Below are 13,422 nucleotides of genomic sequence, written 5' to 3' on the forward strand. Positions count from 1 at the left end.
CAGCCAAGCGCTAGGCTTTGTCCTTCCGCTGTTCCCAACTGCCGTGCCAATAACCGGCAACAAACAACAGCAAGATCGCAAAACTCAACCACCAGCTCTGCGCCGAACTCAAGGTTTGTTGCTGTTCAGTGCTTTCGCTGGCGGCTTTTTTCTCTTCCATCTCATAACCTTCCAGAGGCTTGGCGGCATCCGGCGCGGCTTGTGCTTGAGCCTGCGGTTGCTGAGCGGCTGGCGGCTGTTGAGATTGAGTAGGCTGCGGTGGCGTTTGAGCCGCTACGGGTGCCGGTGGCTGCGCTTGCGCACCGGGCGCGGCGGCTTTGGCGGCTTTGGCCGCATCCTGTTGCTCGGCCAGCTTGGTGATCTCCGGGCTGCTGCAGGTGTCCTTGTTGCAGGCCACGCCGGCCTTGGCGATGACTTCCCGGTTAACCTGCTCCAGCTTGGCTTTCACCGCCGGATCGGCCTGCCAATAACCTTTGTTGATCGCTACCAGCATCCGATCCACCATGGCCTGATAAGCCAGCAAGTTGTCGGCTTGCTCGAACTTTTTCTGGATGTCGAGCTGGTATTTGTCCTCGACATAGGTCTCGTACATGGCTTGCCATTTTTCGGCGCCAACCGCTTCCGGCACCGTCACCTGCCAGCCCCACAGGTTTTCCGCGACCATATTGATGAAGCGGGCGCCGGCGTAACCTTCCTTCAACATCGACTCTATCCACTTCGGGTTCAGGTAGCGACTCTGCATCTCCCGCCCCTGATAACGCTCCAAACTCATGGTCTTGGCCGCAGTTGGGTCAGCCAGATCGGCGACCAACACTTCCGGGGTTTTGCCGTTCACTTGCCTTGCCGCCATCGCGGTACCGCCCAGATATTGGAAGAAGTCGTCACCGTCCAGTGTGGCGTAGACGTTGCTGGAGCGGCTGTGGATCACCGCATCGGTATCCTTCAACGACAATTTGAACAAGTCCACAGCCAGCGTCGCGTCCTTGCTGGCTGCTTCGCCCCAATGACCGCGGCCGTAGACGTGGTGCATGCGGTTAAAGAACACGTCGGCCAGTTGCTTTTCGTCGGTCCAGGTATTGGACAACGGAATCGCTCGGTCCAGATTGGTGCCGTAAGCGCCGGACGGCACGCTGAACAAGCGGGCCGAGGCCATGTCTAGCGCTTCCTCCGGCTTCAAGCCGCGCTTGACCAATTCGGCCTGGGTTTCCTGGATATGCCGGCGTAACGGATTATCCGGCTCGTCCTGTTCCTGCGCCTTGGTTTCGGCTTGATCCAGTAGTTTGATCACCGAGGCAAACAAATCCCGGTACAAGCCGGACGGGATGATGGTGACATCGACGCGAGGCCGGCCCAGTTTGTCGCGAGCAATCACGTCCACGCCCTGGGTACGGCCGCGTTCGTCCCAGTGCGGTTTGACGCCGAGAAGATGCATGATTTCGGCTTCCATCACGCCTTCATGGCGCGAGCTTTCCACGCCCCACAAATTGAACACCAAGCGCTCGGGATAGTGGCCGTGCTGCTTTTTAAAGTCGGCGACCACTTGCTCGGCTAGCCGCGCGCCTTCGTTGTAAACCGCTTCGCTGGGAATCCGCGACGGATCGAAACCGTACAAATCCTTACCGGTCGGCAAGGCGTCCGGGTTGCGCAACGGGTCGCCGCCACTGCCAGCGGGGATGTAGCGGCCGGCCAGCGCATCCACCAGCGCGTTCATTTCGGCGTTGGCGCTATCGGCAATCAGTTTGGCGGTAGCCTGGATTTTTTGCTTTAAAGCCTCGCCTTTCAATTTCGGATCGCGGGCGACGATGGCTTCGGCGAAACGCTGCCTGGCCGCTTCGTCCGGCGCTTTGCCAAAAGTATGCAAACCCATCGGCACTTTCTTTTCGCGGATTTCCTTTAAATAATGCTCCAGTTCTTCCAGTTGCTCCTCGTCTTCGGCTCGCTCCATTTTCAGGTCCTTCAACAAGCCGGCCTTGGCGGCGATTTGATTGATCTCGTCCAAACGAATCTTCGCCAGTTGCTCGCTTTTTTGCGCAGCGACATTGTAGTCGTCCAATAAGCCGGCCAGTTTGGCCAGCTCCGGATTCAAGTCGGCCTTGTCCAGCGGCGGCGTCATATGCGAAATGATGGTGGCCATCGCTCGGCGCTTGGCCTGCAAAGCTTCGCCGACGTCGTCCATGATGTAGGGGTAAATTTGCGGCACGTCGGCCATCAAAATTTCGCCGGGATCGGCGGCGGTGAAACCGACTTCCTTGCCGGACAGCCATTCGTGGGTGGCGTGAGTGCCCAGGTGGATCATCGCGTCGGCGCGGTAGCCTTTTTGCAACCACAGATAAAACGCTACGTATTGATGGTGCGGCGGCATGGTCACGTCGTGATACAGCTTTTTGACGTCCTGCTCCCAGCCGCGCGACGGTTGCGGTGCCAGCAGCAAGTTGCCGTATTGCAGCGCAGGCAGGATCAAAAAGTGTTTACCTTTAGTATCGGTCCAGGCGCCGATTTTGCTGTCTTCCGGTTTGCCCCAAGACTTGAGCATGGCGGCTTTAAAGGTTTCCGGCAACGTGGCGAACCATTTTTGGTAATCTTCGATCGGCAACAACACCGCGCGGCCGCTGGCGGCGGCTTCGGCAATCGCGCCCGGCTCCCAGTTACCCAGATTGATACCGTGGTTCTTCACGGCGGCTTTCAAGGCTGCGCCGTCTGTCGGCGCATCACCCAATTGGTGACCTTCCTGACGCATGCGCTGCATGATGTTCAACAGCGATTCAGGCAGCACGTTCAAATACGAGGCGCCGATGTTTTCCTTGCCGGGCGGGTAGTTGTAATACAGCAGCGCGACTTTTTTGTCGGCGTTGGCGGTATGCCGCAACTTCGCCCATTTATCCAGGCGGTCGGCATAACGGGAGATGCGTTCCGGAATCGGCGTTTCCCGGACGAAATCCTGGCCGGTGGCTTTATCGTGCACGCTTTCTTTGCTGGCGACTACGGTCGGGGCGATTTCGCCGGCAAATTCCGGCAAGGCCACTTGCCAAGCCCGTTCCATCACATCCAGGCCGGTGGCCGATTCGGTCCATTGCGTCTGGCTTTGGCTGTTCAAGGCGATGCCGTTCAATACCGGCACGCCCAAGCGGGTCAAGGTCGGCACGGTTTTGTCCGGGCTGGCACCGATTTTAAGAGCCAACGCGGCGATGGCTTCGACGCGGGATTTGCCGTTGCCGTCGACCAGCATTTTTTTCAGGGTTTTGTCGTAGGGATAACCGAACGCCGGCAACACGTTGTAGCCCTTGGCCTCCAGATTTTCGGCAAGAGTTTTTACCGTATCGGTCTGGCCGGACAGCGCCGAGGAACGGTAAAACAAAATGGCTATCCACGGTTGGCCTGCTTTGAAACCCGCGTAAGCTTTTTGATAGCTGTCGAAATCGGCAAACAGCTTATTACTGCGCACATCGAAGGCGCCGATCTCCGGTTGGGCTTGCGGCGGCGCAATGTCGGCCTGGACGTTTTTGAATTTGGCCAAGGCCAGCCGGATCATATTGGCGGCATTGTCGGCGCCGCCGGCCGACATATAGGCTTGCAGGTCCTTATCCAGTTGCAGGCCGTAATCGGCGAAATCGGCGTCGTAACTCAAACCCACCGCGTACAGCTTGCCGCCATGCGCGGCGATCTGTTTAAACACCTCGCCGCCCTCGCGCAGAATGCCGCGGCCGGTGATTTGCGCCAGCACCAGATTGGATTGTTGCAATTCGGCCTGATCGGCTTGCGCCAATTTGGAGCTGGAATACACCCGCAACTTGACGCCTTGCAACAGCGGATCATTTTGCAGTTTAGCGGTGGCGGCGACAGCGGTTTGTGAGTCCAGATCGCCGAGAATCAGGCTAAGGTTGAGCGGCGTTTCGGCGAAAGCGCTGCTTGCGGCCAGCCATAGCAGCAGAGCCGGCAGCCAAAGCCAGCACTTATTCCGGTACATAAACCACCTTACCGTCGTTCAAGCGGTACGCAGTACCTAATCGTTCGCCGGAACCGCTAAGTTTGCGGTCGGTGACTTTGGACACTTTGATTTGCGAGCCTTTCTTGCTGACGATTTCCATGGTGCCGTCGGCGTTTTCCTTGGTCATCGTCACGGTGGATTCCGGATTCATCAAATCCAGCATGTTGTAGGCCATGAATAAGGCCACCATCATGCTGACGATGAACACCACGCTGGCGTCGAACAGATTGGCGACGCCGGCAATCGGATCTTCCAGCGGCTCGCTGTTACGATGCAGACTAGAGCGTCTCAGATAGCGCATGGCCGTCCTCCTCGATTGTCAAATCCGGCGCGTCCAGAGTCCGGCTGGCGGCCAGCTCGGCTTGATGGCGCATAGCCGCGAAATCGGCGCGCAGCCATTGCTCGCGCACCAAAGCCACCAGATAGGTGATCACGCCGCAGCCCAAACCGGTGACGGTAGCGGTAAACGCGGTGACCATGCTACCGGCCATGCTGGGAATATTGCCTTGCGCCAAGGCCGCCAGCGAAATCCCCATCGGAATCAAAGTACCCATCAAGCCCAGCGCTGGCCCCAATTTAATGACGAAACGCACCTGATCCAGTTTGATTAATTGCCGATGTTCGTGGGTTTGCAACAGCAACTCCAATTCCACATCCAGCGGCGCGGCATTGGCGCGTTGCTGGCGCCCCAGCGCGACGGCCAGATCGAGATTAAATAAGCGCACGGTACGCGATCCGGCCTGGCGCCGCTCGAGCCATTCCTGGGCCAGACGACCACAGGTGTAGATCGAATACGCTGCCAGCAAGGTGACGATCAGCAATACCGGCAAGTAGAGCGACGACGAGATCATGTAAAGAATTTGTTCTAGCGTATGGGTGAGTTCCACGGCCTTCCTCCTCTATAAAATTGTTGTTGTTTTATTAAAAAATCTATTTTTCTCAAGCGCTTACCCAAAGCCCCATCACCGGTTTACCCAAACGACAGGCAATAGCAATCCGTGGCTCTTATGAACCGTTTTTTTGATAAGGATTGATCAGGCCAGCGGGAGCCGGCCTTGTGCCAGTTATTGCGGGTTAGCCTCCCGCCTTGGGCTTTCTTTACAGCATGGTTCTCTCCACCAACCAGAATGCGCCCATCAAACTGACCGCAATCGAACCGGCTTTCAAAAACTTCTCGGCCGTCTCTATCTTATTATTTAGCCACCAGATCATCGGCAACACGATAGCCGCGACGGCGATTTGCCCGGTTTCTATGCCCAAGTTGAACGACAATAAGGGCAACAAAATCCCGGTATCGCCGGACGAAATATCCATTTCCTGCAAAACCCCGGCAAACCCAAAACCGTGGATCAAGCCAAATCCGAAAGTCAGCCAATGCCGCCCTTTGGGATGGTCGCCGCGGATGATGTTTTCTACCCCCACATAGATAATCGTCGCGGCAATAAACGGCTCCACGAAACTGCTCGGCAGTTCAATCAGATTAAGCCCGGCGCAAGCCAGCGTGATGGAATGGGCAACGGTAAAAAACGTGATGATTTTTAAGGCCGGCCAAAAGCTGTGAGTGACCGCCAACAGTGCGAACAAAAACAGCAAATGATCGTAACCGGTGAGAATATGCTCGATACCCAGCTTAAAAAAATCGCCGAACGCCGCAAACGGAGCTTGGGGGGACTCCGCGGCCACGGCGTTGGCGATTGGTAAACTGATTTGATCGTCGTGTTTGCCCAGCATTTTTTCGCTGAGCGCTTTGCCGTTGGCGTCCCTGACCGTCAAATACTGCTGATGGCCGTCGGGCAGCAAAGCCAAAAACTTCGACTGTACCAACAAAGCGGTTTGCACAGCTCCCGGATAGTGCAGTTCCACCCGCGCATTATTTTGATCGTCAAAGCTGACCTGTCCTGGTTCGCTGGGCAGAGCATCATGGCTATCGATATTCACGCGCAGTTGCTCGGCCAATAGTTTGGCAATAGCCGGCTTGGCCGCTTCGCGCTCGGCTTCGGTCACCTCCGCGTCCAAATCGGCATCCATCGGCGCAAAGGCTTCGATGTCTTGTAAGGCAAAAGTCACCTTGGCATCGAGTTGCGCGGGGTTGATCGTTACATCCAGCGAACTTAGACCGGGTGGATGCGCATAAACCCCGGCGGATTGCAGCGTTAACAACACTGCAATCAAGCTGATAGCCCAGTGGGTTGAAGCAAATTTCATCAGGCTATCCTTAAAAATTGACCGTGATGGTGCCACGCACCATACGTGGCTCGACCGGATGTTTCATCAGGCCGGCGCCAGAAACGCCGTTTGGATAGTTATATTCATAGTTGTAGGCAATATCGTTGCTTTGTGAACCGAGAATATTGAAGATGTCGACCTCGAATTTGTATTGCTTTTGCTTATAACCCGCACCCAAGTTGACGATGTTGGTATCGCCGGCCCAAACCGCGCCGGATTCATCCAGCGGCACGCTGCCGAAGTGGCGGAAACGCAAGGTGCCGAACAGACCGTTGGGGGCTTCGATCAGGGCACCGGCACTAATGACCCGGCCCACGGAATTGGGGATGTACTTATTGGTCGCACCATCCGGTGCTTTGTTGAATTGCGCCGTGGTCAAGGCATAGTCGGCATCCAGCGTCAGCCATTCGGTGGGTTTGTAGTAATTGGTAAACTCGATACCGTAGCGTTGCGATTTACCATTCACTTCGGTCGTTCCGGCATCGCCGACGAACACCAGCTCCTCACTGGATTGCAACCACCACAAGGCAAAGGTGCTGTTCAAACCGGGGATGATATTGGTACGCGCACCCACTTCGCCGCCGCGCGACCAGGCCGCCGGGCGGATGCGCGGACTAACCGCATTGCCATCGGGGTCAAACTCGGTGCCGGTGACCGGATGCACTTGCAGCGTGGTGCCGCGCGCGTCGTTGGAGTGATAGCCGTAACCGATATTCGCGAAGTATTCGGTGTTGTACCAGGGACCGACCACCAGACTCAATTTCGGGCTGATCATGGCTTTGCCGCGACTGCCGGAGTTAGCGGCGTTGGTCTCAGCCGTGCCACTGCCGCTGGCCAGCACTTCGACGTCATTATTAATGAAATCGCCGCGCAAACCGGCGATGGTGCGGACTTTATCGTGCCAGTGGGTAGTATTTTTGAAATAAGTACCCACGGTGGTCACACCAACATTGCTCTTGCTGACGGTATTGACGATCTGCCGGGCTGTGGTTTCGTATAGACCCAAGTCCATGATCTGGTCATTACGAAATTGCAGGCCAATGCTGTTGTCCATTTCAAAGCCGAACAGCTTGTTATAGCGGGTGTGTTCGAAATGACCGCCAGTTTGCACGCGGCGTTCGGTTTGCAAAATCTGGTCGCCGTCGCCGCCGCGGGTAAAGCCACTGAAATTGGAGAACAAATTCAAATCGGTGTAGACCGCGTAGATATTCGCGTCGTTTTTCCAGTTGCCGCCCTGGTTCCAGAAGCTGGCCGAGGCGCTATAACGATTGCTCTCGCCGCCGTCGGTAGGATCCATGCTGCCGTACAGACCGATGGCACCGCTATCAATAGCCGCCTGCGGAATCTGATTGGTGGCGGTCCAGCTATTGGTGTAAGCCTTGCCGTTAATTGCCATCCCCCAATCGCCGCGATCCAATGTGTAGCGTAACTGGCCGTTGAATTTTTTCGAATTTTCCGGCACTTCCCAGACGCCGTTGTAGAGATTGAATTCGCCGGCATACAGCAAATCGCCGTCGCCAACTTTGCTGGAATTGGCCACCAGCGTTCGGTAGTAATCAAACGAACCGGCGGTAAATTTGGCGATACCTTTATCCAGCCTGTCCATACTGAACATTTTGGCGTAACCGGCCGCCGAGAAGTCCCCCACTTCCGCGTAATACGGGCCTTTGCCGTATTCCACTTTTTTCACCAGCTCCGGAATGATGCTGTTGATGTCCATATAACCTTGGCCGTGGGCGTGGGTAGTCATGTTCATCGGGATGCCGTCGACATAAGTCGTAAAATCGGTACCGTGGTCCAAGTTAAAGCCGCGCAGAAAGTATTGATTGGCCTTACCGGAGCCGCTGTGCTGGGTGGCGATGGCGCCGGGCACCACTTCGACCAATTCGCCGTTCCGCGAGAACGGCCGGTATTCGAATTGCTTCTGGCTGACTTCGCCTTGCGAGGCCGACGGTGCAATGCCGATCAGGTTTTTGCCGCGGCCGTCTTCTTCCACTTGCACCGCTTCCAGTTCTTCGGACTTTTCCACCTTTTTAGCGGTTTTGGCTTTCTTTGTGCTCTGTTGCGAGGTCTCTTGCGCCGTTTGTTCGACAGGTTCCGCGTCGGCATTTGGTGCGGCGTTCAGATCCGCACAGGCCAGACCTAAAATAATTTCCAGGCCGATGACCAGGTGCTTCTTTTTGAAATAGGTATTGCAGGATTTCATCTCAGCTCCGGGAGGTATTTAGTAAAGGCGATGGGTGACGCGAAGCGCCGGCAGGGTGTCGCATAAGGTCTTCCTCGATGTGCGTTATTGTTTTAGTTGTTATTGTTTTGGGGGTATTGCCTGGACCGAAATCGGTCGAATTTTCTAAACCGCGCGCTATGAGCCGTTGAACGCCGACAGCGCGAGAATGAACCGGGAGGAATAAACGTGCCGAGCAAAGCGCTGGCTCGGGGAGCGAAAACTGCTTGCTGGAAACCACAGCCGCTAAAGCGTCCGGCTGTAACTCGTTAAATGATTGGGTATTAAAATCGCCGAGGAGAGTGCTGGCGAAAATCGGTTGAAGACGGGGCGCTTCAACAGTGGAAACCGGGGACTTGCGAAGAGTAAAAGAGGTGCTTACAACAAAGAAATTCGAATAGGCAGGCGGCGATGTGCGACCGACGCCACTGCTGGACAAATGCGTACCCGGCGTATGATTGATGTCCGGAAACAGCTGCCTGAAGTGTAAGTTGCCCAGTGCTGCCAGACCATCGAAATCGACGATAGCCTTGAACAGCACCGACAGATTCTGCAAATAAGCGCTCAATGAAGCACTGAGCCCAAGGGTTTGACCGTCCGTAGCGCAAGCCTTTGTCGCCGAATATCCGGCCGGACTACCCAATGCTTGACCGCCCGAAACCGCATCATCCAGCCCCATCGCAGCTACTTGCCGCTCAAAATCAGGCCGCTCGGCCAACGCTCCGGTATTGAATAAGTCCGTCCAGTTGCTCAACGCTGTTGAACTGGTATTCTGATTTAGCGTTGTAATGTTGCCGGTGTCGCTGACCATGGCGTCAGCGGCTCTGGCCATCGCGGCTTGCGAGAATAACAAAGTCAGCAAGCAGGTAACGGTCAACACCACCAATTTAGCCACCAGTATCCCGGCGCCGTGCAGCAACAGCGTCGCCAGCATAAAGCCCAGCGTGTAAGACAACAAACTAGCCGACGTGGATATTTCCTGGCCATGGGCAAAGCCGTGGAAAAACGCGAAAAAGGCGACGATAAAGACGTTGACCTTAGCGCTGAAACGAATCTTGCGGGTAATCAGCACGGCAAACACCGCGCAGGACAATAGGATGATGCCTTCGACGCTGGGAATCGTCAGTCCTGCGGCGCCGGCCAATCCGCCCAAGCTCATCACGCCGACAAAGGCCAACGGCAACATCCAGATCGCTTGACCGCGTAATTGCGCAGCCCAGATCCCCACCGCCAACATGGTCAGCAGGTGATCCCAGCCCCCCAAGGGATGACTGAAGCCATTGTTCCAACCGATATTGTCCAAACCGCCAAAAATATTGAGCAACGGAAATAACAACCCAAACGCCAAAGCCAGGCACGACGCGAGCCATAAACGGCTGCGGGCTGACTTTGTTAGCTTGGTTTGAAACTGAAATTGCATGAGATTTATCTGGGTTTATCGGTCTTAAAGCTCGATCTATGCGCCACGTAGGACAAAACGGAAAACCATCATACGATAGAAGTCACATTTTTTAAAATTATGAAGATTTAATAAAATATCTTATTATCTTCACCAGCAAACTGCTCGTGCCGCCAACTCGGGCCTTCAAGTACGCGGATGAAAGTGGCTGTGAGTATGATCGTGGTGACCATGCTGGTGATGCGACATTGCCATTTTCACCGGCACCAAGTTTAGCGATGCGTGGCGCACACCGGTTTCGGCGGACATTTTGTCTGCCAGCGACCGAATTCGTTGAGTCATGCCGCGCAGAAACAAGGTTTCCATGCAGTCGTCGTGATCGAGATGCACATGCATGGACGACACGACTAGGTCGTGGGCGTCGTGTTGCAGGCTGGTTAGGCGTTCGGCCAAATTGCGTTCGTGATGATTGTAGACATAGGACAGCGTGGCGATGCTGTAGATGGCCTCATCCTTGCTGAGACGCTTGGTTTCGATTTCCTTGCGCAATAAATCGCGTACGGCTTCGGAACGGTTGGAGTAGCCGCGCGCTGCAATCCATTGATCGAATTCGGCGGCCAAATCGTCGTTGAGAGAGATGGTAAAACGTTCCAAAGTCGGCTCCTGTCGTTATTGTTATTGGATCGCCGATTATAACGCAAAGCCCTGATTCGCTGGCGTTTACGCCGATATAGATACCCGCCGCACTGCCGGCGCGATTAAAACAACAAGAGGCATTTTTCATGTCCGCCGGACATTACATACACGACAACTTCAGCAAACTCGTCATTCGCAGCCAAGTCGGTATTGCCTTAACACTGCTGTTGATATTAACAGCTTCCGACTTTTGGTATCCGAGCGACTATAGCCTGAAGGCCGGCGTGCATGGCGTGAGCGCTATCCTCGCTGTCGTGGTCGGCACCTATCTTACCCATCGTGCCATTCCGTTGATAAAAGGCATGCACGTCAGACTTGAATCGTTGCGCCACTGGCTGCTGGCCGCCACCCTGCTAAATCTGGCCGGCGCGATTAGCGGCAACTGGATCTATATGCGCTACCGCGGACAGGACGGTCCGCGCGACTGGATATTGGCTCATGTGCCGGCAATTCATAACGTGCTGATGGAATTCAAGGAATTCGTCTCGCTATTCCCGTTTCCGCTGATGCTATTGGCAACCGCGACACTGTACTACTACGGCCTATCGATCCAAATGCGCCGCGACCTGACCCGCTTCGTCGGCATCACAATCCTGGTGTCATGGAGTTTTCTGATGATCGGCTTCGTGGTTGGCTTGGTACTGGCCAAACTGCGCTTTGTTTGACGGTGACCCGCGTGATACATAATCAAAACCAAACCGATTCCAATAACGAGCCCCTCTATTCCGGGCCGGTGGTAGCGGCCAGCCTAGCCCTATTATTGGCATTTTTGACCTTGATGGTCAGCCACCATATTTCGCGATTGTCGCCCGGCCTGGACAAGTTAGTGCATAGCTTCGGCTATTGGATTCCGGGTTCGCAAGGCAAGGGTCCGGACGGCAGCATAGGCTCGTATACGGGCAAGGAAACCCTGGCTATCGGCGTCTGGTTATTAAGTTGGCTGGCATTTCATTTGCTCTGGCGCAAACAGGATTTGGATCTGACGACCTGGACCCGGGTTTTCGTCATTAGTCTGGCGGCGATAACCTTGGGCTTCTTTCACCCCTTATCCGATCCGCTGGTACTGTTCATCGCCGGTTTCTTCGGCCTGCCCTAAGGAAACTCCATGCGTAAGCTTTTAAATCCATTCATCCCGGTGTTGCTGGCATTGGCCAGCCCAATTAGCCTTGCCGAAGGCGTGCTGTTAAAGTCCGACCCCAAAAATAACGCCGAAGTGACCGGTTTCGACGGCACGGTGAAATTCTGGTTCAGTGGTAACGTCGGCGAGCGTTCACCTTCGGTCGTCGTCGTCGATGCCCAAGGCAAGCGGGTGGACAACGGCGATGCCCGCCTAGTCCTCGGCGAACGCCATCGGCTAACCGCCACCACCCAAACATTGCCGCCCGGCGATTACGCCACCCGCTACCGGGTGATTACCGAAGACGGGCTAATCGTCAGCGGGGTTTCCAAATTTTCCATCGTCGCCGAATCGGCGCCCGGGGAGGCCAAACCATGATTCGTATCAGCCGACTTTCCGCTGCTTTATTGTTGTTCACGACCGGCTTGCAACTGGCTATGGCATCGGTGCCGCTGGGCGGTAACCGCAAAGGCGCCAACGGCAGCTACGATCTTTACGGTTGCATGCTGACCAATGACTATTACGTGGTCAATTTTGCCGCCTACCAGATCGATCCTAATCGTGCCAAGGACGACAAATCCGTACCTCAGGCCGAATGCGTCGATCTGCCGCACGTCGGCAAAACTCAGATTGCGATCGATTTGCTGGATCTGGATGTACGCAAGAAGCCGGTGGCATTGAAAATACTACGCGAAGACGGCCAATCCATAGCCGAATTACCGATGGCCGTGGTTAAGCAAGGCGTATTGACGACGACAGTGGATTTTAAAACGCCGGGTAAATACCAAGCCGTGCTGTTCGTCAAGGACGACGACTTGCATACGCCACCGGAGATCAGCGCGCTTCACATGCCGCTGACCGTTGGCTTGCTTGTGGAACCAACGGCCACTAGCGGCAATAGCCTATGGATTTTGGTGGGGTTGCTGGGCGGATTGATAGCACTGGCGGCCTACTTAGTGCCGCGCTGGCTAAAGCCCAATCCAGCTCATACACCGCGTTAACCCCGATTTCGTCGCTCCGACCACAACGGGCCTGCCTGCCGTAACCACATGCTAGGGGCCGAACGAAAAGATGCCGGCGCGCCGCGTATGTCGCGACCGTCGGTAGTCAATACCCTGCTTTCACTCTGTCTTGCAAAGGAACCCCCTATGACACCAATCCGATTTAAATCGACCATACTGGCCGCTTGCGTGTTATCGCTAACCGCCTGTGCCTCCCATCACCACCACGATGAACAGCACGCCGACGCCGGTTTCGTACCAGGCCTGGGTGAAATCATGGCGCAAACCGCCACTCGCCACGCCAAATTATGGTTTGCCGGTCAGGCCGAAAACTGGGCACTGGCGGCCTATGAAATCGACGAACTGCACGAAGGGATGGAAGATGCCGGTAAGTACCACCCCACGCATAAGCAGATCAAACAAGCGATTCCGGAATTGATCGCCCAATATGTCGACCAGCCACTCACAGCGCTGGAACAAGCGATAAACGCCAAAAACAAAGCTGAGTTTATTGCCAATTACGATAAGCTCACCGCTGGTTGCAACGCCTGCCACCAAGCCACCGAATTTGGCTTTAACGTGGTTCAACGCCCCAGTCTCAACCCCTTTGCCAACCAGGCTTTCTAACCAACGGTAAAAGCCAACTTCTGCCGTCATCGAAGTTGGCACACTCGAATAACAGTGGGAGGTATCGGCGTTTTTTGACGTTCATTTTCTTGCCTATCCCTGTGTAAAACGACCCGTTATTTCTTCATCGCGCTATTTTTTCCGGCC

General features: G+C 55.3%; 12 protein-coding genes. 5 read left to right on the forward strand and 7 right to left on the reverse strand.

Translation table 11 applies throughout. The features are described 5' to 3' along the window. Positions 1-10: 10 nt before the first annotated feature. The 7 genes from JL719_RS17675 to nikR all read right to left on the reverse strand — a co-directional run bounded on the left by JL719_RS17675 (position 11) and on the right by nikR (position 10,488). The gene (locus JL719_RS17675) at positions 11-3,964 is read right to left on the reverse strand and encodes a cobaltochelatase subunit CobN (protein WP_033155582.1); all 3,954 of its coding nucleotides are present in this window, start codon (positions 3,962-3,964) and stop codon (positions 11-13) included. Next, the gene (locus JL719_RS17680; protein WP_026147208.1) at positions 3,951-4,286 is read right to left on the reverse strand and encodes a DUF2149 domain-containing protein; all 336 of its coding nucleotides are present in this window, start codon (positions 4,284-4,286) and stop codon (positions 3,951-3,953) included. Before JL719_RS17680 ends, JL719_RS17675 begins: the two co-directional genes overlap by 14 nt. Further along, positions 4,264-4,872 (reverse strand): MotA/TolQ/ExbB proton channel family protein, encoded by a 609-nt coding sequence (locus JL719_RS17685; RefSeq protein WP_033155583.1) that lies wholly within the window; start codon positions 4,870-4,872, stop codon positions 4,264-4,266. Before JL719_RS17685 ends, JL719_RS17680 begins: the two co-directional genes overlap by 23 nt. Positions 4,873-5,083: 211 nt before the next feature. Then, a complete protein-coding gene (locus JL719_RS17690; protein WP_033155584.1) occupies positions 5,084-6,190 on the reverse strand; it encodes a HupE/UreJ family protein in 1,107 nt (368 codons plus the stop codon). Positions 6,191-6,200: 10 nt separating this feature from the next. Further along, a complete protein-coding gene (locus tag JL719_RS17695; protein WP_033155585.1) occupies positions 6,201-8,417 on the reverse strand; it encodes a TonB-dependent receptor in 2,217 nt (738 codons plus the stop codon). 1 nt (position 8,418) lies between these two features. Further along, positions 8,419-9,855 (reverse strand): HupE/UreJ family protein, encoded by a 1,437-nt coding sequence (locus JL719_RS17700; RefSeq protein ID WP_051669673.1) that lies wholly within the window; start codon positions 9,853-9,855, stop codon positions 8,419-8,421. Between the two features lie 165 nt (positions 9,856-10,020). Then, entirely contained in the window at positions 10,021-10,488 is a 468-nt protein-coding gene (nikR, locus tag JL719_RS17705) for a nickel-responsive transcriptional regulator NikR (RefSeq protein ID WP_033155586.1), read from the reverse strand. Positions 10,489-10,616: 128 nt separating this feature from the next. On the opposite strand from nikR, the gene JL719_RS17710 reads away from it, so the two are divergent. The 5 genes from JL719_RS17710 (at position 10,617) to JL719_RS17730 (ending at position 13,275) form a co-directional block, all read left to right on the forward strand. Then, positions 10,617-11,195: a hypothetical protein gene (locus JL719_RS17710; RefSeq protein WP_033155587.1), complete on the forward strand. Its 579-nt coding sequence runs from the start codon at positions 10,617-10,619 to the stop codon at positions 11,193-11,195. Between the two features lie 11 nt (positions 11,196-11,206). Beyond that, positions 11,207-11,626: a hypothetical protein gene (locus JL719_RS17715; RefSeq protein ID WP_033155796.1), complete on the forward strand. Its 420-nt coding sequence runs from the start codon at positions 11,207-11,209 to the stop codon at positions 11,624-11,626. Between the two features lie 9 nt (positions 11,627-11,635). Next, a complete protein-coding gene (locus JL719_RS17720; protein WP_033155588.1) occupies positions 11,636-12,025 on the forward strand; it encodes a copper resistance CopC family protein in 390 nt (129 codons plus the stop codon). Then, on the forward strand, positions 12,022-12,648 hold the full coding sequence (locus tag JL719_RS17725; protein WP_033155589.1) for a hypothetical protein: 627 nt from the start codon (positions 12,022-12,024) through the stop codon (positions 12,646-12,648). Before JL719_RS17720 ends, JL719_RS17725 begins: the two co-directional genes overlap by 4 nt. Positions 12,649-12,795: 147 nt before the next feature. Next, entirely contained in the window at positions 12,796-13,275 is a 480-nt protein-coding gene (locus JL719_RS17730; RefSeq protein ID WP_033155590.1) for a hypothetical protein, read from the forward strand. The last annotated feature ends 147 nt before the right edge of the window (positions 13,276-13,422 follow it).

The organism is Methylomonas sp. LW13, from assembly GCF_016865255.1.
In the GTDB taxonomy this organism is placed as follows: Bacteria; Pseudomonadota; Gammaproteobacteria; order Methylococcales; family Methylomonadaceae; genus Methylomonas.

What these genes read in the sequence shown, in the direction of transcription:
- JL719_RS17675 (WP_033155582.1), bottom strand. Translation starts at nt 3,964, where the DNA reads ATGTACCGGAATAAGTGCTGGCTTTGGCTGCCGGCTCTGCTGCTATGG.
- JL719_RS17680 (WP_026147208.1), bottom strand. Translation starts at nt 4,286, where the DNA reads ATGCGCTATCTGAGACGCTCTAGTCTGCATCGTAACAGCGAGCCGCTG.
- JL719_RS17690 (WP_033155584.1), bottom strand. Translation starts at nt 6,190, where the DNA reads ATGAAATTTGCTTCAACCCACTGGGCTATCAGCTTGATTGCAGTGTTG.
- JL719_RS17695 (WP_033155585.1), bottom strand. Translation starts at nt 8,417, where the DNA reads ATGAAATCCTGCAATACCTATTTCAAAAAGAAGCACCTGGTCATCGGC.
- JL719_RS17700 (WP_051669673.1), bottom strand. Translation starts at nt 9,855, where the DNA reads ATGCAATTTCAGTTTCAAACCAAGCTAACAAAGTCAGCCCGCAGCCGT.
- JL719_RS17710 (WP_033155587.1), top strand. Translation starts at nt 10,617, where the DNA reads ATGTCCGCCGGACATTACATACACGACAACTTCAGCAAACTCGTCATT.
- JL719_RS17720 (WP_033155588.1), top strand. Translation starts at nt 11,636, where the DNA reads ATGCGTAAGCTTTTAAATCCATTCATCCCGGTGTTGCTGGCATTGGCC.
- JL719_RS17725 (WP_033155589.1), top strand. Translation starts at nt 12,022, where the DNA reads ATGATTCGTATCAGCCGACTTTCCGCTGCTTTATTGTTGTTCACGACC.
- JL719_RS17730 (WP_033155590.1), top strand. Translation starts at nt 12,796, where the DNA reads ATGACACCAATCCGATTTAAATCGACCATACTGGCCGCTTGCGTGTTA.